The 24724-nt window shown below is 71.6% G+C and carries 23 protein-coding genes; all 23 read right to left on the minus strand.

Features of this window, described 5'->3' with window-relative positions:
* Positions 1–23: 23 nt before the first annotated feature.
* On the minus strand, positions 24–932 hold the full coding sequence (gmk, locus tag N8N77_RS01235; RefSeq protein WP_261164009.1) for a guanylate kinase: 909 nt from the start codon (positions 930–932) through the stop codon (positions 24–26).
* The gene (pyrF, locus tag N8N77_RS01240) at positions 925–1776 is read right to left on the minus strand and encodes an orotidine-5'-phosphate decarboxylase (protein ID WP_261164010.1); all 852 of its coding nucleotides are present in this window, start codon (positions 1774–1776) and stop codon (positions 925–927) included. Before pyrF ends, gmk begins: the two co-directional genes overlap by 8 nt.
* On the minus strand, positions 1776–5069 hold the full coding sequence (gene carB, locus N8N77_RS01245; protein WP_261164011.1) for a carbamoyl-phosphate synthase large subunit: 3294 nt from the start codon (positions 5067–5069) through the stop codon (positions 1776–1778). Before carB ends, pyrF begins: the two co-directional genes overlap by 1 nt.
* Positions 5062–6240: a glutamine-hydrolyzing carbamoyl-phosphate synthase small subunit gene (gene carA / locus N8N77_RS01250; RefSeq protein ID WP_261164012.1), complete on the minus strand. Its 1179-nt coding sequence runs from the start codon at positions 6238–6240 to the stop codon at positions 5062–5064. Before carA ends, carB begins: the two co-directional genes overlap by 8 nt.
* Entirely contained in the window at positions 6237–6740 is a 504-nt protein-coding gene (locus tag N8N77_RS01255) for a hypothetical protein (RefSeq protein ID WP_261164013.1), read from the minus strand. The genes carA and N8N77_RS01255 overlap by 4 nt, the downstream gene beginning before the upstream one ends.
* Positions 6737–8038 carry a dihydroorotase gene (locus tag N8N77_RS01260; RefSeq protein WP_261164014.1) on the minus strand — a complete coding sequence of 434 codons (1302 nt, stop codon included), beginning with the start codon at positions 8036–8038 and terminating at the stop codon, positions 6737–6739. Before N8N77_RS01260 ends, N8N77_RS01255 begins: the two co-directional genes overlap by 4 nt.
* Positions 8039–8057: 19 nt before the next feature.
* On the minus strand, positions 8058–9026 hold the full coding sequence (locus N8N77_RS01265; RefSeq protein WP_261164015.1) for an aspartate carbamoyltransferase catalytic subunit: 969 nt from the start codon (positions 9024–9026) through the stop codon (positions 8058–8060).
* Positions 9023–9559 (minus strand): bifunctional pyr operon transcriptional regulator/uracil phosphoribosyltransferase PyrR, encoded by a 537-nt coding sequence (gene pyrR, locus N8N77_RS01270; protein WP_261164016.1) that lies wholly within the window; start codon positions 9557–9559, stop codon positions 9023–9025. Before pyrR ends, N8N77_RS01265 begins: the two co-directional genes overlap by 4 nt.
* 94 nt (positions 9560–9653) lie before the next feature.
* On the minus strand, positions 9654–10064 hold the full coding sequence (gene nusB, locus N8N77_RS01275) for a transcription antitermination factor NusB (RefSeq protein WP_261164017.1): 411 nt from the start codon (positions 10062–10064) through the stop codon (positions 9654–9656).
* Position 10065: 1 nt separating this feature from the next.
* Complete coding sequence (gene efp, locus N8N77_RS01280; protein ID WP_261164018.1) at positions 10066–10629, minus strand: elongation factor P; 564 nt, start codon at positions 10627–10629, stop codon at positions 10066–10068.
* Between the two features lie 121 nt (positions 10630–10750).
* The gene (gene aroB / locus N8N77_RS01285) at positions 10751–11869 is read right to left on the minus strand and encodes a 3-dehydroquinate synthase (RefSeq protein WP_261164019.1); all 1119 of its coding nucleotides are present in this window, start codon (positions 11867–11869) and stop codon (positions 10751–10753) included.
* Position 11870: 1 nt separating this feature from the next.
* Entirely contained in the window at positions 11871–12425 is a 555-nt protein-coding gene (locus N8N77_RS01290; RefSeq protein WP_261164020.1) for a shikimate kinase, read from the minus strand.
* Complete coding sequence (gene aroC, locus N8N77_RS01295) at positions 12412–13647, minus strand: chorismate synthase (RefSeq protein ID WP_261164021.1); 1236 nt, start codon at positions 13645–13647, stop codon at positions 12412–12414. Before aroC ends, N8N77_RS01290 begins: the two co-directional genes overlap by 14 nt.
* Before the next feature lie 44 nt (positions 13648–13691).
* Positions 13692–14522, minus strand: a complete 831-nt coding sequence (locus N8N77_RS01300; RefSeq protein ID WP_261164022.1) for a shikimate dehydrogenase — start codon at positions 14520–14522, stop codon at positions 13692–13694.
* On the minus strand, positions 14516–15997 hold the full coding sequence (mltG, locus tag N8N77_RS01305) for an endolytic transglycosylase MltG (RefSeq protein WP_261164023.1): 1482 nt from the start codon (positions 15995–15997) through the stop codon (positions 14516–14518). Before mltG ends, N8N77_RS01300 begins: the two co-directional genes overlap by 7 nt.
* Positions 15998–16003: 6 nt before the next feature.
* Positions 16004–16471 carry a Holliday junction resolvase RuvX gene (gene ruvX / locus N8N77_RS01310; protein ID WP_261164025.1) on the minus strand — a complete coding sequence of 156 codons (468 nt, stop codon included), beginning with the start codon at positions 16469–16471 and terminating at the stop codon, positions 16004–16006.
* A 2-nt stretch (positions 16472–16473) separates the two neighbouring features.
* On the minus strand, positions 16474–19134 hold the full coding sequence (alaS, locus tag N8N77_RS01315; protein WP_261164026.1) for an alanine--tRNA ligase: 2661 nt from the start codon (positions 19132–19134) through the stop codon (positions 16474–16476).
* A gap of 75 nt (positions 19135–19209) precedes the next feature.
* Complete coding sequence (locus tag N8N77_RS01320) at positions 19210–19398, minus strand: hypothetical protein (protein ID WP_261164028.1); 189 nt, start codon at positions 19396–19398, stop codon at positions 19210–19212.
* A gap of 88 nt (positions 19399–19486) precedes the next feature.
* Positions 19487–20116: a 30S ribosomal protein S4 gene (gene rpsD / locus N8N77_RS01325; protein WP_261164029.1), complete on the minus strand. Its 630-nt coding sequence runs from the start codon at positions 20114–20116 to the stop codon at positions 19487–19489.
* 160 nt (positions 20117–20276) lie between these two features.
* Positions 20277–21530: an ABC transporter permease gene (locus N8N77_RS01330; protein WP_261164030.1), complete on the minus strand. Its 1254-nt coding sequence runs from the start codon at positions 21528–21530 to the stop codon at positions 20277–20279.
* Positions 21527–22252, minus strand: a complete 726-nt coding sequence (locus N8N77_RS01335; RefSeq protein ID WP_261164031.1) for an ABC transporter ATP-binding protein — start codon at positions 22250–22252, stop codon at positions 21527–21529. The genes N8N77_RS01330 and N8N77_RS01335 overlap by 4 nt, the downstream gene beginning before the upstream one ends.
* Positions 22253–22254: 2 nt before the next feature.
* Positions 22255–23205: a hypothetical protein gene (locus tag N8N77_RS01340; protein ID WP_261164032.1), complete on the minus strand. Its 951-nt coding sequence runs from the start codon at positions 23203–23205 to the stop codon at positions 22255–22257.
* 162 nt (positions 23206–23367) lie between these two features.
* Positions 23368–24663 (minus strand): replication-associated recombination protein A, encoded by a 1296-nt coding sequence (locus N8N77_RS01345; RefSeq protein WP_261165581.1) that lies wholly within the window; start codon positions 24661–24663, stop codon positions 23368–23370.
* Positions 24664–24724 lie beyond the last annotated feature (61 nt).

A 24724-nucleotide genomic window follows, 5' to 3' on the forward strand; every position in this document is an offset into this window, starting at 1 on the left:
TCGAAAGCCTGTCCCCCGGCGCGTCAGCGCGCGGGTCCATCCGACAATTCTACGACCTGCGCCGCCGCGTCGGCGACGACGTCGTTCACGACGAAGAAGTCGAACTCGCGTTGGGCCGCCAGCTCGACCTTCGCGGTGCGCAGCCGACGGGCACGCTCCTCCTCGTCCTCGGTGCCGCGGCCGACGAGCCGCTGCACGAGCTCGTCCCAGCTCGGCGGCAGCAGGAAGACGAGGGTGGCGCTCGGGTCGGCGGCCCTCACCTGGCGTGCGCCCTGCAGGTCGATCTCGAGCAGCACCGTCTGCCCGGCGTCGAGCGCCTCCTGCACGGGCCGGCGCGGCGTGCCGTAGCGGTAGGCGTTGTGCACCGTGGCGTACTCGAGCAGCTCCCCCTCCGCGATCATCCGGTCGAACTCGGCGTCGTCCACGAAGTAGTAGTGCTCGCCGTGCACCTCGCCGGGCCGCGGCTTGCGGGTCGTGGCGCTCACGGAGATCCGCACCTGCGGGTAGTGCTCGCGGATATACGCCGAGACCGTGCCCTTGCCGACCGCCGTGGGGCCGGCAAGCACGATGAGCCGGCTGCGGCCGGGGCGCGGGCGCGGCTCGGGCATCCGGCGCTCCAGCCACGCGGCAAGCTCCGCGCGCTGGCGCGGACCGAGGCCGCCCAGGCGCTTCACCGCCGAGATCCGCAGCTCTGCGAGGATGCGGTCGCGCTTGCCCTCACCGATGGCGGGAAGCGAGGTGAGGAACTCGGTGACGCGCAGGGTGCCCGCGGGCGAGGCGGGATCGGCGGCGGCGCGGCGCAGCACCTCCTGGGGCGTGACGACGCGCGTCGCGATGTCGCGCTTGAGCCCGGCGCGCGCCCGCCGGGCGGCGACGGCCTTGCGGGACGCGGCGACGCGGTCCACCTCCGGCGGACGGCGAGTGTCAGACATGGCTCTCCTCCCCTGCGCGGTAGGCGGCGGTCGCCGCGCGGATCGCGTCGGCGATGCCGGCGGGCCCGGCCGACAGGATCGAGCGGCTCTCCGAGGCGAGCACGCACGGCGCCAACGCCCCGAATCGCGCGTTCAGGTCGCTCGGCACCGCTCCCTGGTGGCCGAAGCCCGGCGCCAGGATGGGCGCCGCCGGCGCGAACGGACGCAGTCCCGCGTCCGCCCAATCCACCGTCGCGCCGATGACGAGGCCGAGCGAGCCCCACTCGTCGTCGTCGACCTCGGCCGCGTTGCGGGCGGCGACCTCCGAGACCACGCGCGCCGCGACCGTGTCGCCGCCCGCGATGGCGCCCTGCAGGCCGCGCGCCTCCGGATTGCTCGTCGCGGCGAGGACGAACACGCCCTTGCCCTCGCGGTAGGCCAGGTCGAAGGTGCCGGTCAGGGAGCCCACACCGAGGTAGGGGCTCGCCGTCACGGCGTCCGCCTCGAGCGCGGCCCCCGGGCGCAGCCACGCCTCGGCATAGGCGTCCATGGTCGAGCCGATGTCGCCGCGTTTGGCGTCGGCGATCGCGATCAGGCCCGCCGCGCGCGCCGCCGCGAGCACCTGCTCGAGAGCGGCGAGGCCCGCCGAGCCATGGCGCTCGAAGAACGACACCTGCGGCTTGACCACGGCCGCGACACCCGCGGCCGCGTCCACGACCCGCAGCCCGAGGTCGCGCGCGCCGCCCGCCGAATCCGGCAGACCCCAGGCGGCCAGCAGCGGCGCGTGCGGATCGATCCCGACGCACAGGCGGCCGTGCCGCGCGATCGCGTCGCGCACGCGCGCGCCGAAGCCGGCCACCGTCATCAGGCGCCCACCCGCGCCGCGCGGTCCGCGGCGTACTCCTGCAGGCTCTTGACCTCGTAGCCGCCGCGGGTGGCGTCCATGGCGCTCACGGCCGCCCCCAGCGTGACGATCGTGGTGAACAGCGCCTTGTCCGCCGCGACCGCGGCCGCACGGATCTCGTAGCCGTCGGCGCGCGCCGACATGCCGCTGGGCGTGTTCACGACGATGTCGACGGCACCGTCGTTGATGAGGTCGACGATGTTCTGCTCGCCGGTCTCCTGCGTGGCGCTGTACTTGGCTACGACCTCGGCGGGGATGCCGTTGCGCACGAGGATCTCCGCCGTGCCCTCCGTGGCCAGCAGGCGGAAGCCGAGCTGGTGCAACCGATGGGCGGGCAGGATGACGTCGCGCTTGTCGTCGTCGGCCACCGAGATGAACACGGTGCCCTCCGCCGGCACCCCGCCGTACGCCGCCGACTGGCTCTTCGCGAAGGCGATCGGGAAGTTCCGGTCGATGCCCATCGCCTCGCCCGTGGAGCGCATCTCGGGCCCCAGCACCGAGTCGACGACCTTGCCGTCCCTCGTGCGGAAGCGCTTGAACGGCAGCACGGCCTCCTTCACCGAGACCGGCGAGTCCGCCGGCACGACGGAGCCGTCCTGCTCGGGCAGCAGCCCCTCGGCCTTCAGCTCGGCGATCGTCGCGCCCGCCAGGATCCGGCTGGCGGCCTGGGCCATCGGCAGGCCGAGCGCCTTCGACACGAACGGCACGGTGCGGCTGGCACGCGGGTTGGCCTCGATGACGTACAGCACGCCGGCGCTGATGGCGAACTGCACGTTGAGCAGCCCGCGCACCCCCACGCCCTCCGCGATCGCGCGGGTCGCAGCGCGCACCCGGTCGATCTCCCCCTTGCCGAGCGACATGGGCGGCAGGGCGCAGCTCGAGTCGCCGGAGTGGATGCCGGCCTCCTCGAGGTGCTCCATCACGCCGCCGACGTAGAGCTCCTCTCCGTCGAACAGCGCGTCGACGTCGATCTCCACGGCGTCGTCGAGGAAGCGGTCGACAAGCAGCGGCGCGTCGGGGCCGATGATCGCGTGCTCGGCGATCCGCGCGAAGTAGTCGCGCAGGCTGGGGGTGTCGTACACGATCTCCATGCCGCGGCCGCCGAGCACGAACGACGGGCGCACGAGCACCGGATAGCCGATCTCCTCGGCGATCCGGACCGCCTCGTCCTCGTCCGTCGCCGTGCCGTTGCGCGGCGCGGTGAGGCCGCCGCGCTCGAGGATCTCGCCGAACAGCTTGCGGTCCTCGGCGAGGTCGATCGCGGCGGGGCTCGTGCCGAGGATGCGGTAGCCCGCCGCCTCGATGCCCTTCGCCAGGCCGAGCGGCGTCTGGCCGCCGAGCTGGCAGACCACGCCGTAGATCTCGCCGGACGCGGCCTCGGCGTGCAGCACCTCGAGCACGTCCTCGAGCGTGAGCGGCTCGAAGTACAGGCGGTCGGACGTGTCGTAGTCGGTCGAGACGGTCTCGGGGTTGCAGTTGATCATCACCGTCTCGAAGCCGGCGGCTCCGAGGGCGAACGATGCCTGCACGCACGAGTAGTCGAACTCGACGCCCTGACCGATGCGATTCGGGCCGGAGCCGATGATGACCACCTTGCGGCGGTCGGACGGCTCCACCTCGGTCTCGGCGTCATACGAGGAGTAGTGGTACGGCGTCAGCGCGGGGAACTCGCCGGCGCAGGTGTCGACGGTCTTGTACACGGGGCGCAGCCCGAGGCCGTGCCGGATGCCGCGCACCTCCTCCTCGCTCATCCCGCGCAGCTGCGCGATCTGGGCGTCGGAGAAGCCGTGCTCCTTGGCCAGACGCACGACCCGCACATCCAGCTCGGCCGCCTCGGCGACGAGCCCGGCGACCTCGTTGATGAGCACGATCTGATCGAGGAACCACGGGTCGATCTTCGTCGCCTCGAACACCTGCTCCACGGTCGCGCCGAGGCGCAGCGCCTGCTGCACGTCGACGATGCGGCCGTCCGTGGGAGTCCGGATGGACTCGAGCAGCTCCTCCACGCTGCGCGGCTGCTCGCCCCAGTGGAACGAGGACCCGCGCTTCTCGACCGAGCGCAGCGCCTTCTGCAGCGCGGTGGTGTAGTTGCGGCCGATCGCCATGGCCTCGCCCACCGACTTCATGGTGGTCGTGAGGGTCGGGTCGGCGGCGGGGAACTTCTCGAACGCGAACCGCGGCACCTTCACGACGATGTAGTCGAGGGTCGGCTCGAACGACGCCGGCGTGACCTTCGTGATGTCGTTGGGGACCTCGTCCAGGCGGTACCCGAGCGCGAGCTTCGCGGCGAGCTTGGCGATGGGGAAGCCGGTCGCCTTGGACGCGAGCGCCGACGAACGGGACACGCGGGGATTCATCTCGATGACGATGATCCGGCCGTTCTCCGGGTTCACCGCGAACTGGATGTTGCAGCCGCCCGTGTCCACGCCCACCGCGCGGATGATGTCGATGCCGATGTCGCGCAGCTTCTGGTACTCGCGGTCGGTGAGCGTGAGGGCGGGGGCGACGGTGATCGAGTCGCCCGTGTGCACGCCGACCGGGTCGACGTTCTCGATGGAGCAGACGACGACCGTGTTGTCGGCCGTGTCGCGCATCAGCTCGAGCTCGTACTCCTTCCAGCCGAGGATCGACTCCTCGAGGAGCACCTCGGTGGTCGTCGACTCACGCAGGCCCTGCCCCGCGATGCGGCGCAGGTCCTCCTCGTCGAACGCGAAGCCCGAGCCGAGTCCGCCCATGGTGAAGGACGGGCGCACGACGAGGGGGTATCCGAGCTCCGCGGCCGCCTCGAGCACCTCGTCCATCGTGTGGGCGATCCGGCTCTTCGCGACCTCGGCGCCCGCCGCGACGACGAGCTCCTTGAAGACCTGGCGGTCCTCTCCCTTGCGGATCGCGTCGACCTTCGCGCCGATCAGCTCGACGTCGTACTTCTCGAGGATCCCGCGCTCGTGCAGGGCCATCGCGGCGTTCAGCGCCGTCTGGCCGCCGAGCGTGGGAAGGATCGCGTCGGGCTTCTCCTTGGCGATGATCGTCTCGATCACCTCGGGCGTGATCGGCTCGATGTAGGTGGCGTCCGCGAAGTCGGGATCGGTCATGATCGTCGCCGGGTTGGAGTTGACGAGGATGACGCGCACGCCCTCCTCGCGCAGCACGCGGCAGGCCTGCGTGCCGGAGTAGTCGAACTCCACCGCCTGGCCGATGACGATCGGCCCGGAACCGATGACGAGGACGGACTGGATGTCGTCGCGCTTAGGCATTGGCGCCCTTCTTGCCGAGGTGATCGATCACCATGGCCTGGAAACGGTCGAAGAGGTAGTTGGCGTCGTTCGGTCCGCCGGCGGCCTCGGGGTGGTACTGCACCGAGAAGGCGGGGATGTCGAGGGCGCGCAGGCCCTCCACGACGTCGTCGTTGAGGCCGACGTGGCTGACCTCGACGCGACCGAAACCGGCCGGGCTGTCGAAGGTGCCCTCGAGGGGCGCGTCCACCGCGAAGCCGTGGTTGTGGGAGGTGATCGACACCCTGCCGGTCGTGCGGTCGAGCACCGGCTGGTTGATGCCGCGGTGCCCGAACGGCAGCTTGTACGTGCCCAGGCCGAGCGCGCGGCCGAGCAGCTGGTTGCCGAAGCAGATGCCGAAGAACGGCAGGCCGTCGCGCAGCGCGTCCTGCAGCAGAGCCACGTGCGCGTCGGACGCCGCCGGGTCGCCCGGGCCGTTGGAGTAGAACACGGCCACCGGGTCGATCGCCTTCACCTCGGCGAAGGTGACGTTGTGCGGCAGCACGTGCACCTCGAACCCGCGGCGGGCGAGGTTGAGCACCGTCGCCTGCTTGATGCCGAGGTCGATGACGGCGAGGTTGCCGATCTTCTCCCCCACCGCCGGCGTGACTTCCGCCGCCTCGACCGACACCTGGGCCGAGAGGTTCTGGCCGGTCATCGGCGGCGCCTCGGTGACGATGCGCAGCTGCTCCTCGGAATCGATGGCGGCGGCCTCGCCCGAGAAGATCGCGCCGCGCATCGACCCGTCGGAGCGGATGTGGCGCGTGACGGCCCGGGTGTCGATGCCGGCGATCCCGACGATGCCGTCACGCTCGAGCGCCTCGTCGAGCGACTCCTCGGCGCGCCAGCTCGACACCACGCGGGAGGGGTCGCGCACGATGTAGCCGGCGACCCAGACCCTGCGGCTCTCCGGGTCCTCGGTGTTCACGCCCGTGTTGCCGATGTGCGGCGCGGTCTGCAGGACGATCTGCCCCGCGTACGACGGATCGGTGAGCGTCTCCTGGTAGCCGGTCATGCCGGTGGTGAAGACCACCTCGCCGACGGTGGTGCCGCGCGCGCCGTAGGCGTGCCCGGGGAATCGGGATCCGTCCTCGAGGACGAGGACGGCGGGATCGCGATCGAGAAGTCGGCTCGATGCTGCGTTCGAAGTCACAGGGATGCTCCTGTCGTGGTGGTGCGCAGCTCCTCGACGGCCGCGACGAGCGCGTCCGGGTCGGAGGACTGCAGGCGGAAGTAGCTGTCGACGACCGTGCCGTCGTCGGTGGTCCACGCGATCAGCACGAGGCCGTCGCGCTCCACGACGCGGTCGATCGTCCAGGTGGCGCGGCCGGCGCCGACGAGGCGCGCGGCGGCGAGGAAGACCGTCGGGGCGCCGGGCATGTCGAGCGCCAGTCCCGCGGTCGTGACGGTGGCGCTCACCCGCGCGCGGAAGCCCAGGTGGGGCAACGCCAGGCGCTGGAGCGGCTCGTCGTGCACGGTGGTGGCGACGTACAGGCCGCCGAAGGTCGCGACGGGCTTGCCCGAGGCCGGCCCGAAGGGCACGCCGAGGGCGGCCGCCGCGCGCGATCGTCGCCGCCATCCCCACCACATGCCGGACAGTGCGAGGATGACGATCGCGAGGATCAGCGCGACACCGGGAACGTACTCGATCACGAGACCACCTCCACGAGCTCGCCGTCGGCCAGCGTGGGCGTCCGGCCATGGATCGTCCACACGACACGGCCGGGGAGTTCGCGGCCCACGTACGGCGAATTCATGCTGCGGCCGCGCAGGTCGGCCTCGCTGAAGGTGCCGCCGGCCGAGGGGTCGTAGAGCGTGAGCTCGGCGGGCGCTCCCGCGACGAGGTCGGTACCGTGCCCGTCGAGGCGACCGATGCGCGCCGGCGCCTTCGAGAGCACCCGCGCCACACCGGCCCAGTCGAGCAGCCCGGTGCGGACCATGGTCTCGTCGACCACCCGCAGCGCGCTCTCGAGCCCGACCATCCCGTTCGCTGCGGCCTGCCACTCGCACGCCTTGGCCTCCACCGGATGCGGGGCGTGGTCCGTGGCGACGATGTCGATGGTGCCGTCGGCGAGACCCTCTCGCACCGCCTGCACGTCCTCGTCCCGCCGTAGCGGCGGGTTGACCTTGTAGCGGGCGTCGTAACCGCGCACGAGCTCCTCCGTGAGAAGCAGGTGATGCGGCGTGACCTCGGCGGTGACGGCGATGCCGCGCTTCTTGGCCCAGCGGATGATGTCGACGGAGCCGGCCGTCGACAGGTGGCACACGTGCAGCCGCGATCCGACGTGCTCGGCCAGCAGCACGTCGCGCGCGATGATCGACTCCTCCGCGACGGCGGGCCAGCCCGCCAGGCCCAGCTCGGCCGAGACGGCGCCCTCGTTCATCTGCGCACCCTCCGTCAGGCGCGGATCCTGGGCGTGCTGGGCGACGACGCCGTCGAACGCCTTCACGTACTCGAGCGCGCGGCGCATGATGAGCGGGTCCCAGACGCAGAAGCCGTCGTCGCTGAAGACGCGCACGCGGGCGCGCGACGACGCCATCGCGCCGAGCTCGGCCAGCCGCTCGCCCTTCTGGCCAACGGTGACGGCGCCGATCGGCTGGACGGTGGCGTAGCCGGCGGCATCGCCGAGCGCGAGCACCTGCTCCACCACGCCGGCCGTGTCGGCGACGGGACTCGTGTTCGGCATCGCGAAGACCGCCGTGAAGCCGCCGGCCGCCGCGGCACGCGTGCCCGTGAGGACGGTCTCGCTCGCCTCGGAGCCCGGCTCGCGCAGGTGCGTGTGCAGGTCGACGAGGCCCGGCAGCGCCACGAGCCCGTCGGCGTCGATCACCGTCGCACCGGCGTGCGACAGGCCCGTCCCGATCTGGGCGATCCGGCCGTCGGCGACGAGCAGGTCCGCTCGCTCTCCGCCCTCGATCGCCGCTCCGGTGATGAGGAGCACCTCGCCCATGTCGGCTCCCTCCGGTCGCTCACTGCGGCGCATCGCGTTCCTCCGTCGTCCGCTCGCCCGCCAGCAGCAGGTAGAGCACGGCCATGCGCACCGAGACGCCGTTCGTCACCTGTTCGAGCACCGTCGAACGCGGCGAATCGGCAGCGGCGGCGCTGATCTCCATGCCCCGGTTCATCGGGCCCGGGTGCATGACAATCGTATCGGCAGGCAGCTGGGCCAGGCGCACGGGGTCCAGACCCCACCGGCGCGAATACTCCCGTTCAGAGGGGAAATAGGCCGCATTCATGCGCTCCAGCTGGATGCGCAACAGCATGACGGCGTCCGGCCCCTCGGCGATCGCCTCGTCCAGGTCGTACCGCACCGTCACCGGCCACGCCGAGAGGTCCTGCGGCAGCAGGGTGGGCGGCGCGACGAGTGTCACGTGTGCGCCGAGCGTCGTCAGCAGCCAGACGTTCGAACGCGCCACGCGCGAGTGCAGGATGTCGCCGACGATCGCTACGCGCACGCCCTCGAGGTCGCGGCCCCGGCTGGCGCCGCCGTGCACGCGGCGGCGCATCGTGAAGGCGTCCAGGAGCGCCTGCGTCGGGTGCTCATGAGTGCCGTCGCCCGCGTTCACGACGCCCGCGGTGATCCAACCGCTCGTGGCGAGCGTGTGCGGCGCGCCGGAGGCGCCGTGACGGATCACGACCGCGTCGGCGCCCATCGCCTGCAGCGTCTGGGCCGTGTCCTGAAGGCTCTCGCCCTTGGAGACGCTCGAACCCTTGGCGGCGAAGTTGATGACGTCGGCCGACAGCCGCTTGGCGGCGGCCTCGAACGAGATCCGCGTGCGCGTGGAGTCCTCGAAGAAGAGGTTCACGACGGTCCGCCCGCGCAGGGTCGGCAGCTTCTTGACCTCGCGCCCCTGGGTCGCGGCCATGTCCTCCGCCACGTCCAGGATGCGGATCGCCTCGTCGCGGGCGAGCGTCTGGGTGTCGAGCAGGTGCCTCATCGCGCGGCCTCGATCGTGACCTCGTCCGCGCCGTCGATCTCCGTCAGCCGCACGTTCACGCGCTCGGTGCGTGCCGAGGGCAGGTTCTTGCCCACGAAGTCGGGGCGGATCGGCAGCTCCCGGTGCCCACGATCCACGAGGATCGCCAGCCGCACCGCGGCGGGACGCCCGATGTCCTTGAGCGCGTCCAGAGCCGCGCCGATGCTGCGTCCGGAGAACAGCACGTCGTCGACGAGGACGATGACGCGGCCGTCGACGCCGCCGTCGGGGATCTCCGTCGGCCGCGGCGCCCGCGTGGGCTGGTGCGCGAGGTCGTCCCGGTACATCGTGACGTCGAGCGCGCCGGTCGCGACCGGTGCTCCCCCGAAACGCTCGATGAGCGCGGCCAGGCGGCGAGCGAGATACACGCCGCGGGTGGGGATGCCCAGCAGGACGAGATCGTCGGGGCCGCGATTCGCCTCGAGGATCTCGTGGGCGATCCGGGTCAGAGCCCGGCTGATGTCGGCTTCCTGCAGCACGGTGCGCGTGCTCATCCGCCGCTCCCTTCTCCGCCTCACGGGACGGTGTTAAAGGTGCACGTTCCCCCCAGCCTACCCTGCGCCGCGCGGCGCAGCGGAGAGGGGCCGGTCAGTTCGACTTGGCGATGCGGGCCAGGACCCCGTGCACGAACGCCGGCGAGTCGTCGGTCGAGAGCTCCTTGGCGAGCTCCACCGCCTCGTCGATCGCCACGGCGGTGGGGACCTCGTCGTTGTAGAGGATCTCCCACGTGGCGATGCGCAGCACGGCCCGATCGACCGTCGGCATGCGCTCGAGCTTCCAGTCCCGGCTGTGGGTCGTGATCTGCTCGTCGATCTCGTCCTGGTGGTCGATCACGCCGTCCACGATCTCTCGTGCGTACAGCCACGACGCCTGCCGCGCCGGCTCGCTGACCGCGCGCTTGGCCTCGGCCGCCAGCGCGACGGGGATCGCATCGCCGCGCACATCGGCGGCGAAGAGGATGTCGAGGGCGCGCTTGCGCGCCTTGGTGCGTGCGGACAACTCAGTCGTTGACGCGGCCGAGGTAGTCGCCCGTGCGCGTGTCGACCTTCACCTTGGTGCCGGCGTCCACGAACAGCGGGACCTGGATCTCGGCGCCGGTCTCGACGGTCGCGGGCTTCGTCCCGGCGTTCGAGCGGTCGCCCTGCAGGCCGGGCTCGGTGTAGGTGATCTCCAGCACGACCGACGGCGGCATGTCGATGTACAGCGGCGTGCCGTCGTGCATCGCGATCGTCACGTTCATGTTCTCGAGCAGGAACTTCGACGCGTCGCCCACGACCGTGGCCGGCACATTGATCTGGTCGTAGTCCTTGACGTCCATGAAGACGAACGACTCGCCGTCGTTGTACAGGTACTGGTAGTCGCTGCGGTCCACGTTCTGGATGTCGACCTTGGCACCCGCGTTGAAGGTCTTGTCGACGACCTTCCCGCTGACGACGTTCTTGAGCTTCGTCCGCACGAACGCGCCACCCTTGCCGGGCTTGACGTGCTGGAACTCGATGACGCTCCAGAGCTGCCCGTCGATGGACAGCACGACGCCGTTCTTGATGTCTGCGGTGGATGCCATGGATGAGTTCCGTTTCGTGTGATGTGAAGCTGCGGGGGCGCGATGGCCCGACGGACGATTCTATCGGGTCGCCGGGGCCGCTTGCTGAGCGCCCCGTCCGCCCTGTCGCCGGGTCAATCGCTCACAGGCGGACGGTCGTGGCCTTCCGGATGCCCGGCTGCTGCTCCTCGCCGATCTCCTGGTACGCGGCGAACAGCAGCGACTCGTCGGGCGCCTGCAGCACCGTCGGCTTCGCGATGTCGTCGAGCACGATGAAGCGCAGCATGTCGCCGCGGGCCTTTTTGTCGCGCTTCATCGTCGCCAGCAGCTGCGTCCACGCTCCCATGCGGTAGGTCGTGGGCAGGCCCAGCGCGGTCAGCACCGCACGATGGCGGTCGACGGCGTCGTCCGAGAGACGGCCGGCCAGCCGCGACACCTCGGCCGCGAACATCATGCCCACCGAGACGGCGGCACCGTGTCGCCACTGGTACCGCTCCGCGTGCTCGATCGCGTGGCCCAGGGTGTGGCCGTAGTTGAGGATCTCGCGCAGGCCCGCCTCCCGGAAGTCCTCGCCGACGACATCCGCCTTCATGCGGATCGCCAGCTCGACGCACCGGCGGAACTCGGCGCTCGTGACGTCGATGGCGCGCTCGGGGTCGACCTCGACGATGTCGAGGATCTCCGGATACCGGATGAAGCCGGCCTTGACGACCTCTGCGAAACCCGCGACGACCTCGTTGCGCGGCAGCGTGTCGAGCAGCTCGAGATCGCACAGGACCGCGTGCGGCGCCCAGAAGGCCCCGACCAGGTTCTTGCCTTCGGCGGTGTTGATGCCCGTCTTGCCACCCACCGCCGCGTCCACCATGCCGAGCACGGTCGTGGGCACCTGCACGACGGCCACCCCGCGCAGCCACGTCGCCGCCACGAACCCCGCGACGTCGGTGACCGCGCCGCCCCCGAAACCGACCACGGCGTCGGAGCGCGTGAAATCGGCCTGACCCATGATCTGCCAGCAGAAGGCGGCGACCTCGATCCGTTTGCCGCTCTCGGCATCCGGGATCTCCGCCAGCAGAACCTCCCGCTGCCCCAGGAGCCGCTCGCGCAGCGCCTCGGCCTCGCGCTGGAGCGTGGGCGGGTGGATCACGAGGACCTTCCGCGCGGCGGGCGGCAGGGCCGCCTCGAGTCGCGCGCGCACGCCGTGCCCGACGGTGATCTCGTAGCCGGGCTGTCCGCTCACGGCGATCGTGGTGATGTCGGTCATCTCACTCCTCCCGGGCGCCGGGGACGATCCCCTCACCGCGCGCCCATGCGACGATCTCGTCGACCACCGCCTGCATCGGCCGCCCCGATGTGTCCAGACGCACGGTGGCAACGGACTCGTACACCGGCCGGCGCTCCTCGCGAATGCGCACCCATTCCTCCACCGGATCGCGGTCCTCGCGATTCAGCAGCGGGCGCTTCTGCCCCCGAATCCGGCCCGCCACGGCTTCGTCCGCCACGTCCAGCAGCACGACGGGCAGCGAGGCCAGCGCGGCCCTCGTGCCCGGGTGCAGCGGCGCGCCGCCGCCCACGGCCACCACGCCGCCGCCGCCGAGGGCACGCCGCACGGTGTCGTGCTCGATGAGGCGGAACGCCGCCTCGCCGCGCCGCTCGAAGATCTGCGTGATGGGTCCGTGCTCCTGCGCGATCACCGAGTCGGTGTCGGTGAAGCGCAGGCCCAGCGCCTTGGCGACCCGCTTGCCCACGCTCGACTTGCCGGCGCCCATCGGCCCGATGAGCACGATCACGGGCGCGCCCGACGACTCAGGAGAGACCATCGCCCATCGCGCCCCCGTCGCCGAGGTCGTCGTCGTCGCTCGTGCGGAGGTTGTGCGGGATGGCCGCGAGGTAGCCCTCCAGATTGCGCCGGGTCTCGGCGACGGAGTCGCCGCCGAACTTCTCGAGCACGGCCTCTGCCAGCACGAGCGCCACCATCGCCTCGGCGACGACGCCCGCTGCGGGCACGGCGCACACGTCGGAGCGCTGATGGTGCGCAGAGGCTTCCTCGCCGGAGACGACGTCGACGGTGCGCAGCGCGCGCGGCACGGTGGCGATCGGCTTCATCCCGGCCCGGACGCGCAGCGGCGTGCCCGTCGACATGCCGCCCTCGGTGCCGCCGGCCCGACCGGAGGTGCGGCCGATGCCCGTCTCGCCGGTGACGAGCTCGTCGTGGGCCTGCGAACCGCGCCGCGTGGTGGTGAGGAAGCCGTCGCCGACCTCCACGCCCTTGATGGCCTGGATGCTCATGAGCGCCTGCGCCAGTCGACCGTCCAGGCGGCGGTCCCAGTGCACGTGCGACCCGAGCCCCGGCGGCAGTCCGTAGGCGAGCACCTCGACGATGCCGCCCAGTGTGTCGCCCGCCTTGCGGGCGTCGTCGACCTCTGCCACCATCGCCTCGCTCGTGGCGGCGTCGAAGCAGCGCAGCGGATCGGCGTCCAGGCGCTCGACGTCGTCCGGCGTCGGCAGCGGCGAACCCTCCGGCACGCGCACGGGGCCGATCGAGAGGGTGTGGCTGACGAGACGGATGCCCAGTTCGCCGAGGAAGGCGCGCGCGACGGCGCCGAGCGCGACGCGCGCGGCGGTCTCGCGCGCGCTCGCGCGCTCGAGCACGGGACGCGCCTCGTCGAACCCGTACTTCTGCATCCCGACGAGGTCGGCGTGCCCCGGACGCGGGCGCGTGAGCGCCGCGCCACGGCCCCGGGACTTCTCGGTGAGCTCCGCCGGCGCGGGGCTCATCACCTCGGTCCACTTGGGCCACTCGGTGTTCCCGATGCGCAGGGCCACGGGGCTGCCGAGCGTGAGGCCGTGCCGCACGCCGCCCGAGATCGTCAGCTCGTCCTGCTCGAACTTCATGCGCGAGCCGCGGCCGTAGCCCAGCTTGCGGCGCTGCAGATCGGCCTGGATCTGCTCGGCCAGGATGGGGACGCCCGCGGGCAATCCCTCCATGACGGCGATGAGTTCGGGGCCGTGCGATTCGCCGGCCGTGAGCACGCGGAGCATGGGATCCAGTCTCCCATGCGCGGGCGCGACTCCTGCACCGCGCGTCACTCGTGGGCGATCGCCTCGCGCATCGCCGCGATCACGCGCGGCTCGTCGCGGAGCGGCGCATCCACGTCGCCCTCGGTGAACACCCGCACCTGCAGCACCGCCTGGTGCAGCAGCATGCCCAGGCCGGGCACGGCACGGGCCGGCCATCGCGCGGCGAGAGCGGACGGCCAGGGGCTGTAGGCGACGTCGAAGAGTGGGCCACCGGCCGCCGCGAGCCGATCGAGCGGCGCATCGGGCACCGCCGCCGCACCCGGGAGCGTCGACACGGTCAATTCGGCGGGCTGCGCGGCCGCGTCGAACGGTGCCACGTCCACCCGCAGCGCCAGCCGCTCCCCCAGCTCCCGCAGCGCCGCCGCCCGCTCGGGCCGACGCGCGGTGACCGCGATCCGTTCGGCGCCGAGCTCGGCCAGTGCCACGACCGCGGAGCGCGCGGTGGCGCCGGCGCCCAGCACGCGCACGTTGCGCGCCTCGGCCAGGCCGGCCTCGCGCAGGGCCCGCACGATGCCCCCGACATCGGTGTTCCACCCCCGCGCTCCCTCGGGCGTCAGCAGCAGCGTGTTGACGGCTCCGGTCAACTCCGCGCCCCGGTCGCGCCACGCGGCGACCGCGAAGGCGTGCTCCTTGTCCGGCATCGTCACCGCCAGCCCGCGATGGGTCGCATCCAGCGACGCGAGCTCCGCCTGAAACGAGGCCGCGGGCACGCGGCGACGCTCGAACGTCCAGTCGAGGCCGAGCACGTCGTACGCGGCGCGGTGCAGCTGCGGCGAACGGCTGTGGGCGATCGGGTCGCCCCATACCTCGAGCCGCGTGGCGCGTCCGCTCAGCATCCCGCGTCGGGATTCGCCGAGCACCATTCCTGCCACTGCGCCACGGCCTGCTGGTGCTCGGCGTACGTTTCCGTGAACACCGTCTCACCCGTGTCGAGGTTGACCGTGACGAAGTACAGCCAGGGGCCGTCGGCGGGGTTCATGGCGGCATCGATCGCGCGGTCGCCCGGGTTCGAGATCGGTCCGGCGGGCAGCCCCGGGTGCACGTACGTGTTCCACGGGTTGTCGTCCTCGAGCGCCTCCTGCGAGCTCGACGCGGTGCCATCGTGGATCTCGCCGTAGCCGTACTGGGCCGTCGAGTCCATCTGCAGGAAGCCGTGCGTCTCGGGGTTGGTGTCGTCCAGACGGTTCTGGATGACGCGCGAGACCCGATAGAAATCGTCCTCGAAGCGTGCCTCACGCTCGATGATCGACGCGATGGTCAGGACGCGCTGACGTTCCTGCTCCGGCACCCCTGCCGCATCGAGCGACTCGATGGTGCGGTTCACGAGCGTGCCGATCACGTCCTGCGCCGTTACTCCCGGCTCGAAGGTGTACGTCGCCGGGAAGAGCCAGCCCTCTAGGCTGTCGGCGGCGACGCCGTACGCGCTCGGGTCGGCGACCGCGGCCTGTAGCTCCTCCAGCGGCATTCCGAGACCGTCGGCAAGGATCGGCAGGCTCGACTCGAGCGTCAGGCCCTCGCGCAGCTGGGCGGTGTCCTCGAGCTTGTTGGCCGGGTCCTCGAGCGCGCTGAGCACCGCCTCCGACGTCATCCGCTCCTGCAGCCGGTACGTCCCGGGGTAGAACGTGGGCGACTGGCTCTCACGGATCAGATAGTCGTAGAAGGAGTCCTCGTTCAGCGTGACGCCCGCGGCATGCAGCCGCGGCGAGATGGACGAGCCGGTGTCGCCCTCCTCGATCGTGAAGATCACCTCGCCGGTCGCTTCACCGGGCTCGTAATCGCTCGGTCCGTCCAGGCCGAACTGCTCCATGATCCGCTCGCCGTACTGGTTCCATGCCCACCAGCCGCCCGCGGCGATCCCGCCTCCGATGACGGCCACGATGAGGAAGGCGACGAGACAGCCGAGCCCGCGACGGCGCCGGCGCGGCGGCTCCGCCTCGCCGAAGAGGTCGTCGAGCGAGCCCGCGGATTCGTCCCGTTCCTCCGCTTCCGCCGCGTCCGGGAGCGTGCTGCGCGACGCGGCGGGCTCGTCCGCGCTCCCGCCGACGATGGACCGGCCCGCCGGGACCGGCGCGGCGGTCTCACCGGTCGACGGCGCGTTCACCGGGCGGAACGTGTCGCGCGCCGCGACGGGGCCGCTCTCCGAGGCCCGATCGGGGATGCCCGGCCCGTCGTCGCGCCGCGGCGACGTTGCGGGCGCGGGCGGCCGTTCGTCGCCGGCCGGCGCTTCTCCGGAGCCCGCGGCGCGACGGGCCTCGCGCAGCTCGCGGCGCGACAGGGGGCGCGGCGCGTCCGAACCGGGGGTTTCGGGCATGCGGATCTACTCCTGAATCGACGGGACCGGCTCACCGGCGGGTATCCCGGTGCGCTTCTCGCTGTCGACGGCATGCTGCAGCAGCACCACGGCGGCGACTTGATCCACCATGCTACGAGAACGCTTCTGGCTGCGCCCGGACTGACGCAACGCGGCGTGTGCCGTGACGGTGCTCAGACGTTCGTCCACGAGACGAACCGGCCGCCCCGCGCGCGCCGCGAGCTCGCCCGCGAAGGCGCGCGCATCGGCCGTCGAGGCCGTGTCCTCGCCGCGCAGGTTCAGGGGCAGACCCACGACGAGCTCCATCGGCTCGTGTTCGCGCGCCAGCTCGAGGATGCGCGCGATCGCCTCCTCCGTGCGGGGCACGGTCTCCACGGGCACCGCCAGCATGCCGTCGGGATCGCACCGTGCCACGCCCACTCGCGCGCGGCCCACGTCGATGCCGAGTCGCACGCCGCGCCGGAACTCCGACACGCCTACAGCGCCTCCACCGCGGAGCGCACCGCGTCGAGGGCCGCGGGGATCGCGGCGGCGTCCTGGCCGCCACCCTGGGCGAGGTCGTCCTTGCCGCCGCCCCCGCCGCCGAGCACGGCCGAAGCCGCCCGGACGAGCGCACCCGCCTTCGCGCCGGCGCCGCGGGCGCCGTCGTTCGTCGCCACGACCACCACGGGCCGCCCGTTCGCCGCGCCGGCGAGGGCCACCACGGCGGGCTCCGAACCGAGCCGCTCCCGCACCTGTGTGACGAGGGAGCGCACGTCGTCGGCCGAACCCACGGCGCCGAGGTGCTGGGCCACGAGCGTCACGCGACCCGCGCGCGCGGCGCTCGACACCAGCTCGGGAACGCGCTGCTGCAGCGCCTGCGCCTCGTACTGGGCGATGCGCTTCTCCGCCGCCTTGAGGCTGGCGGCGAGTTCCGCCACCCGGGAGGCGAGCTGGTCCTTGGGGGTCTTGAGGGCGTTCGTCAGTTCTGCGACGAGGGCGCGCTCGCGGGCCAGCTCGCGGAACGCGTCGAGCCCGACGAGCGCCTCGACGCGGCGGTTGGAGGCGCCGACCGATGACTCGCCGACCAGCGAGATGAGCCCGACCTCGGCGCTCGACGACACGTGCGTGCCGCCGCAGAGCTCGCGAGACCAGGGGCCGCCGATGTCGACCATCCGCACCGTCTCGCCGTACTTCTCGCCGAACAGTGCCATGGCCCCGGCCGCCTTCGCCTCGTCGAGCGAGAGCACCCGGGTCGTGACCTCGAGGTTGTCGCGCACCGCGTTGTTGGCGATCTCCTCGATCTCGCTCCTCGTGGCCTCGGACAGCGCCTGGCCCCACGTGAAGTCGAACCGCAGATAGCCCGCGCGGTTGAGCGAACCGGCCTGGGTCGCTCCCCTGCCGAGCGTGTCGCGCAGCGCCGCGTGCACGAGATGGGTGGCCGAGTGCGCCTGCTGCGCGGCGCGGCGGTTGACCGCGTCGACGACCGTCGTCGCGGCCAGTCCCACGCCGACCTCGCCGCGCGTCACCTCGACGGTGTGGCTGACGAGCCCGGCGACCGGGCGCTGCACGTCGAGCACCTCGAGCTCGAACCCGGGACCGACGATCGTGCCCTTGTCGGCCACCTGCCCGCCCGATTCCGCGTAGAGGGCCGTCTCGGCGAGGATCACCTCGGCGATCTCGCCTTGCGTCGCCCGCTGCACGGGCGCGCCGTTCACGATGACGCCGAGCACGTGCGACTCGGTCTCGAGATCCGTGTAGCCCGTGAAGACCGTCTCACCCTGCGCGCGGAACTCGCGGTAGACGCTCACGTCGGCGATCGCGCGCTTGCGGGCCTTGGCGTCCTCCTTCGCGCGCCGCTTCTGCTCCCGCATGAGCGCGTCGAAAGCGTCGCGGTCCACGCCGAGGCCGGCCTCCTCGGCGATCTCCATGGTCAGGTCGATCGGGAAGCCGTACGTGTCGTGCAGGAGGAACGCCTGGTCGCCCGCAAGGGCGGGCGCACCGGCCTCCTTCGCCTTCGTCACCGCGGTGTCGAGGATCGTGGAACCGCTGGACAGCGTCCGCAGGAAGGTCTCCTCCTCCGCGAACGCATAGGCGGAGATGCGGTCCCAGTCGGTCTCGAGCTCCGGGTAGCCGGCCTTCATCGCGTCGCGCGAGGTGGCGAACAGCTCGGGGAAGGTGGCCTCCTCGACGCCCAGCAGGCGCATCGAGCGCACCGTGCGACGCATCAGGCGGCGCAGGATGTAGCCCCTGCCCTCGTTCGACGGGGTGACGCCGTCCGAGAGCAGCATGAGCGACGAGCGCACGTGGTCGGCGATCACGCGGAAGCGCACGTCGTCGGCCTGATCCGCCCCGTAGCGGCGGCCGCTCAGCTCGCTGGCACGGTCGAGGACCGGGCGCACCTGGTCGATCTCGTACATGTTCTCGACGCCCTGCTTCAGGAAGGCCACGCGCTCGAGGCCCATGCCGGTGTCGATGTTCTTCTTCGGCAGCTCGCCGACGATGTCGAACTCGGTCTTCGACCGCACGTTCTCGAGCCGGTCCTGCATGAACACGAGGTTCCACAGCTCCAGGTACCGCCCGTCGTCCGCGGCCGGGCCGCCGTCGCGGCCGTACGCCGGCCCGCGGTCGAAGAAGATCTCGGAGTCCGGCCCGCCGGGACCGGGCTGGCCGGTGTGCCAGTAGTTGTCCGCGCGGCCGAGGCGCTGGATGCGCGAGGGGTCGATGCCGATGACGTTGCGCCAGATCTCCTCGGCCTCGTCGTCCGTCTCGTAGACTGTGACCCAGAGGTCACGCTCGTCGAATCCGAGGCCGCCGTCCGACTCGCTGGTGGTCAGCAGCTCCCATGCGTAGCGGATCGCGCCTTCTTTGAAATAGTCGCCGAACGACCAGTTGCCCATCATCTGGAAGAACGTGCCGTGGCGGGCGGTGCGGCCGACCTCCTCGATGTCGTTCGTGCGGATGCACTTCTGCAGGTCCGCGATCCGCGGTTGCGGCGCGGGCACGACCCCGGTGAGGTAGGGGATGAACGGCACCATGCCGGCGATCGTGAACATGATCGACGGGTCGTCGCTCACGAGCGATGCGGACGGGACGATGGTGTGGCCGTTCTTCTCGAAGTAGTCGAGGTAGCGCTTCGCGATGTCCGCGGTCTTCATGGGGGTGTGCTTCGTCCTTGCTGGGTGCGTGCGGGGATCGCCGCTCGGGCCGCGGCGTCCGTCTCGGGAGGAGGATTACTCGGCGACGTCGCTGCCGAGCCGCGCCTCCTGCGCGCGATACGCGTCGGTCAGGCGGTCGGTGAACTCCGTGACGCGTGCGTCGATCTCACCGAGCAGCTCGTGCCCGCGCGGGTCCTTGTTCATGAGGTGCGCGGCGATGAATCCGCCGATGATGCCGAGCAGGAACCACACCACGTTCTTCATGTCACCCGTCCTCACGTGATCGTTCAGTCCATCGTATAGACACGAAGGGCGCCGGAATCTCTCCCGGCGCCCTTCGCTGCAGCGCTGTTTAGCGCGCCGCGTAGTACTCGACGACGAGCTGCACGTCACACGTGACGGGCACCTCGGCGCGCTTGGGCCGACGCACGAGCTTGGCCTGGAGCTTGTCGAGCTCCACCTCGAGGTAGCCCGGAACCGGGGGCAGCACCTCGGCGTGGCCGCCGGCCGCGGCGACCTGGAACGGCTCGGTGCTCTCCGAGCGCTCCTTGACGTGGATCGTCTGGCCCGGCTTCACACGGAACGACGGACGGTCCACGATCTTGCCGTCGACCATGATGTGGCGGTGCACCACGAACTGGCGGGCCTGGGCGGTGGTGCGGGCGAAGCCGGCGCGCAGCACGAGCGCGTCCAGACGCATCTCGAGCAGCTCGACGAGGTTCTCACCCGTCAGGCCGTCGGTGCGACGCGCCTCGTTGAAGACGATGCGCAGCTGCTTCTCGCGGATGCCGTACTGCTCGCGCAGACGCTGCTTCTCCTTGAGGCGCACGGCGTAGTCGCTGTCAGCCTTGCGCTTGGTGCGGCCGTGGGGGCCGGGCCCGTAGGGGCGCTTCTCCATGTAGCGGGCGGCCTTGGGCGTGAGCGCGACGCCGAGCGCGCGCGACAGGCGGACCTTGCGGCGGTCCTGGGACTTGGTGGTCATGACTCCCTTTCACGTGGCCGCGACTCTCGCGGACCGACGGACGTACAAACCCCTCTCCCCCGTGTGCGCGGCGTACGCCGGACTGCCGCCGGGGATGGCGAGATGGGATGTGCTCGGATTTCGAGCCGATCCAGCCTATCAGACGGGGCTCGCCCGGCGCTCAGAAGCGGATGGCGTCGATGGGTCGCACCCGCATCGCGATCAGCGCGGGGACGAGCCCGGTGAGGGCTCCGACGCCTGCCGAGACGAGCAGCCCCGTCACGGCGGCGCTCATCGGGAACGCCACCGCGTCCTGAAGCCCCGCGAACAGGTTCTCCTGCACGATCGGCAGGCGCAGCGCGAAGATGGCCAGGACGATCCCGGCCGCGCCGGCGACGACCGTGCCGACGACGCTCTCGAGCATGACGGAGAGGAACACGCGCGCTCCCGTCGCACCGAAGGACCGGCGCACGCCGATCTCGCGGATCCGGAACCGGGTCGTCACGAGCGTGATGTTGAGCAGGCTGAGGGCGCCCAGCGACAGCACGAGCACCGAGATGCCGCCGAGCACGAGCAGCAGCGGACCGAACGGGTCGTACCCCTCCTGCATCTGGGCGTCGTAGTCCATGCGGTACGCGTCGACGAGGTACCCGTCACCCAGGTGCAGGCCGAACGACGCGCGCATGGACTCCATCAGTTCCTCCGCCGTCTCCGGCGGGATCCATGCCTCGTACTGCGTGCTCGAGCCGAGCACCTCGGGGGCGACGAGCGCGGCGGCCTGCTCATAGAGGAGGTAACCCGTCTGGGTGTACTGCCCTCCCGTGTTCTGGTCGGGCGTGACGCCCACGACGATCGCCTCGAAGGAGCCGGAGGGTGCGGGGGCGCCGTCCTCGCTCCACGTCTGCAGCTCGATCTCCACGCGCGGCGACGATGCCAGCGCCGGGGCGCCGAGCCGCTGCCACCAGCTCTCGTTGATCACCGCGGTCGGCACGAGCCGCGCCTCGTCCCGCTCGCCGAACCACGCGCCCTCGATCAGCGGAACCCGGTGCATGACGCCGAAGTCGGCGTCGACGGCCCTCAGTTCGGCCCAACCGTCCGCGGGCGGAACGGCCTCCAGCCAGGCGGCGCGGCTCGACCACTCGATCCCGTGCCGCTCCATGGTCTCAGCGAAGGCGCGGTCCAGCACCGCAGCGTCCGGCAAAGCGCCCGTCTCCGGGTTGTACGCGGACAGGCTGACGAGCGCGGGCCTTCCGGAGCTGCGCTCCATGGATTCCTGGAAGCCCTGGTTGAGCATCTGCCCGAGCGCCACGACGGCGGTGAAGGCGGCCACCGAGACGGCGACGACGATGAGGCTCAGCAGCACGCGCATGCGGTGCACGCGCAGCTCCTGCCATGCCTCCGCCAGCGACGACGCCATGCTCGCGGCCCACCTCATGCGGTCACGCTCCGCGCGATCGACGGTGCGTCGAGCTCCGGCTCAACCCACTCGAGCACCCCGGCGTGCAGCCGATACACGCGCTGAGCGCGCGCAGCGACGTGCGGGTCGTGGGTGATCGTGATGAGCGCGGCACCCGACTGGGTGGCCACCTCGTCGAGCAGGCTCATGATGACGGACCCGGTCTCGACGTCCAGGGCGCCCGTGGGCTCGTCGGCGAGGATGAGCCGCGGCGCGCGCACGAGAGCCCGGGCGATCGCCACCCGCTGCTGCTCGCCGCCGGAGAGGCGCTCGGGCATCTGGTCCATCCGCTCGCCGAGGCCCACACGCTCGAGCATCTCGGCCGCCAGCCTGCGGCGCCGCCAGAAGCCGCGGCCACCGTCGTACAGCAGCGGCATCTCGACGTTCTCGCGCGCCGTGCGCCGCGGCAGCAGGTTGAACTGCTGGAAGACGAACCCCACGCTGCGGCCGCGCGTGCGGTCCCGGCGGCCGGGGCTCATCCGGTCCACGGGCACGCCGTCGAACTCCAGGACACCGGCCGTGGGCTCGTCGAGCAGGCCGAGGATGTTCAGCAGCGTCGATTTGCCGGAACCGGACCGCCCCATGATGCTCACGTGGTCACCGACCTCGACGTCGAGATCCACGCCGCGCAGGATGTGCAGGGGCTCGGCATCGGGCAGCGCCACCGTGCGGGTCAGGCCGCGCGCGTGCAGGAAGACCACGCTCAGGCGCCCGGCTCGTCGACGGCGAGGATGACCGAGGTCGGCACGTACTCGTACACCGTCTCGCCCTCCTCGATGCCCGCGACGATCTCGATCTTCTCGGCGTCGGCGATCCCGAGCGTCACCTCACGCTCCTCGGGAAGCCCGTCGGCGCCCGGCACGTACACGGTGCCCGTGCCGGCCGAGCCGAGCACCGCGGTGATCGGCAACACCACGACATCCTCCGCCAGGCCGCCCGCGATCGTCATCGTCGCGGCCAGTCCGGGGAACACCCGCACACCCTCGGGTACGGGGCAGCGTACGGTCGTGGTCACCTCCCCCGAGGCGCCCTCCTCGCCGTCGCCGCCCGGGAGCGGCGTCTCGAGCACGAGGCCGGTGCACGTGAAGGGCGCGGGTCCGTTGGTGATCTGGATGGAGGCCTCCGTCGGCTCGGCGAGGAGTCGGTAGCGATCCGCGGGCGCGATGGACCCCTGGACCCGGAAGCTCGCCGGCGCGATGGCGCCCACGCTGTCGCCCGGGGCGACGGTCGCGCCGCTCACGAGCGACAACGCGGAAAGCGTGCCGCCCTGCGTGGCGACGACCTCGCTCCAGAGCGCATAGGTGCTGCCGTCCTCGAGCGCCACGTCCTCGCGCACGCTCGCCACGATGTCGCCCTTGGCGACGACATCACCCACGCCGCGGAACACGTCCACGACGACCCCGGGCTTGTGCACGGTGAGATTCACGGCCGGGTCGTTCTGCACCGTGGCGGCGACCTCGAGGTCGTTGCGCACGGTGTCGCGCCACGCCGACACCTGGGGCTCCGCGATCTCGCCCGTCGGCACCTCCCCGCCGCCCAGCGCAGGGGCTCCCGCGGTGTCGGGGAAGAACGCGAGCTTGATCAGCCCGACGGCGATCACGGCGAACACGAGGAGCCAGGCGACGGGCAGGATCACACGGCGGAACACCAGCATCGGCGTCGTCCCTTCGGATGGAGGATCGGGGCGCACCGTGTCGAGGTCGCGAGCGACGGCCGCGGAACTCACCCTGGCAGAGCGCGTGTGTTCTCAGCAACCCATTCGAGGGGAAGGCCGGCATATCGCGTTCGCGCGGTCCCTCTCCTCGCTCGCATCCGGTCAGCCGTCGATGATGCGGCGCAACTTGTCGAGGCGCTCGCCGATCTCGCGCTCACCGCCCAGCGGTCGCGGCTCGTAGTAGCGTCGGCCTGTCAGCGCGTCGGGCAGGTACTGCTGCGCGACCACGCCGATCTCGCTGTCGTGGGGGTACCGGTACCCCTTGCCATGGCCGAGCCGCTTCGCGCCGGCGTAGTGGGCGTCGCGCAGGTGCTTCGGCACCGGCCCCATCCGCCCGGCGCGCACGTCGGCGAGGGCCGCGTCGATCGCGTTGATCGTGGCGGGTGACTTCGGCGCCGTGGCGAGGTACAGGGCCGCTTCGGCGAGCGGGATGCGCCCCTCCGGCATCCCGATGAACGCGACGGCGTCGGCCGCCGCCACCGCGATCTGCAGGGCGCGGGGATCGGCCAGCCCGATGTCCTCGGCGGCGTGCACCACGAGCCGACGGGCGATGAACCGGGGGTCCTCCCCCGCCTCGATCATGCGCGCCAGGTAGTGCATCGTGGCGTCCGGGTCGGAGCCGCGGATCGACTTGATGAACGCACTGATGACGTCATAGTGCTCGTCGCCCTGGCGGTCGTAGCGCAGCAGCGCGCGGTCGACGGCCTGCGCCACCTGCTCGGCCGTCACCGCCGGAACGGCCTCGGCGTCCGTGTCGGCGTCGTCGGCGGCTTCCGACAGGGCGACGCCCGCCGCGGCCTCCAGGGCGGTGAGGGCGCGTCGCGCGTCGCCGGACGCGAGCTGGATGAGCGCCCGCCGGGCCTCGGCGTCGAGGGTCACGGCGCCGGCCAGACCGCGGGCGTCCGTCACGGCCCTGTCCACCAGCCGCCCGAGATCGTCGTCGGTGAGCGGCTGCAGCGTGAGCAACAGCGATCGGGACAGCAGCGGCGAGATGACGGAGAACGACGGATTCTCCGTCGTTGCGGCGATCAGGATGACCCACCCGTTCTCGACTCCCGGCAGCAGCGCGTCCTGCTGCGCCTTCGTGAACCGGTGGATCTCGTCGAGGAACAGGATCGTCGACTGACCGTACAGATCGCGCTGATTCAGCGCTTCCTGCATCACCTCGCGCACATCCTTGACGCCCGCTGTGATCGCCGACAGCTCGACGAAACGTCGTCCCGAGGAGCGCGCGATCGCCTGCGCGAGCGTCGTCTTGCCCGTGCCGGGCGGGCCCCACAGGATCACCGAGACCGTTCCCGGCTTCGTGGCCTCCGGGTCCGCGAGCGCGACGAGCGGCGAGCCCGGTCGCAGCAGGTGCGCCTGGCCGGCCACCTCGTCGAGCGATACCGGGCGCATCCGCACGGCCAGGGGGGTCTGCCCCTGAAACAGCGCGGATCGGCTCACGCCTTCAGCCTAC

The organism is Microbacterium sp. Marseille-Q6965, from assembly GCF_946151065.1.
Classification (GTDB): domain Bacteria; phylum Actinomycetota; class Actinomycetes; order Actinomycetales; family Microbacteriaceae; genus Microbacterium.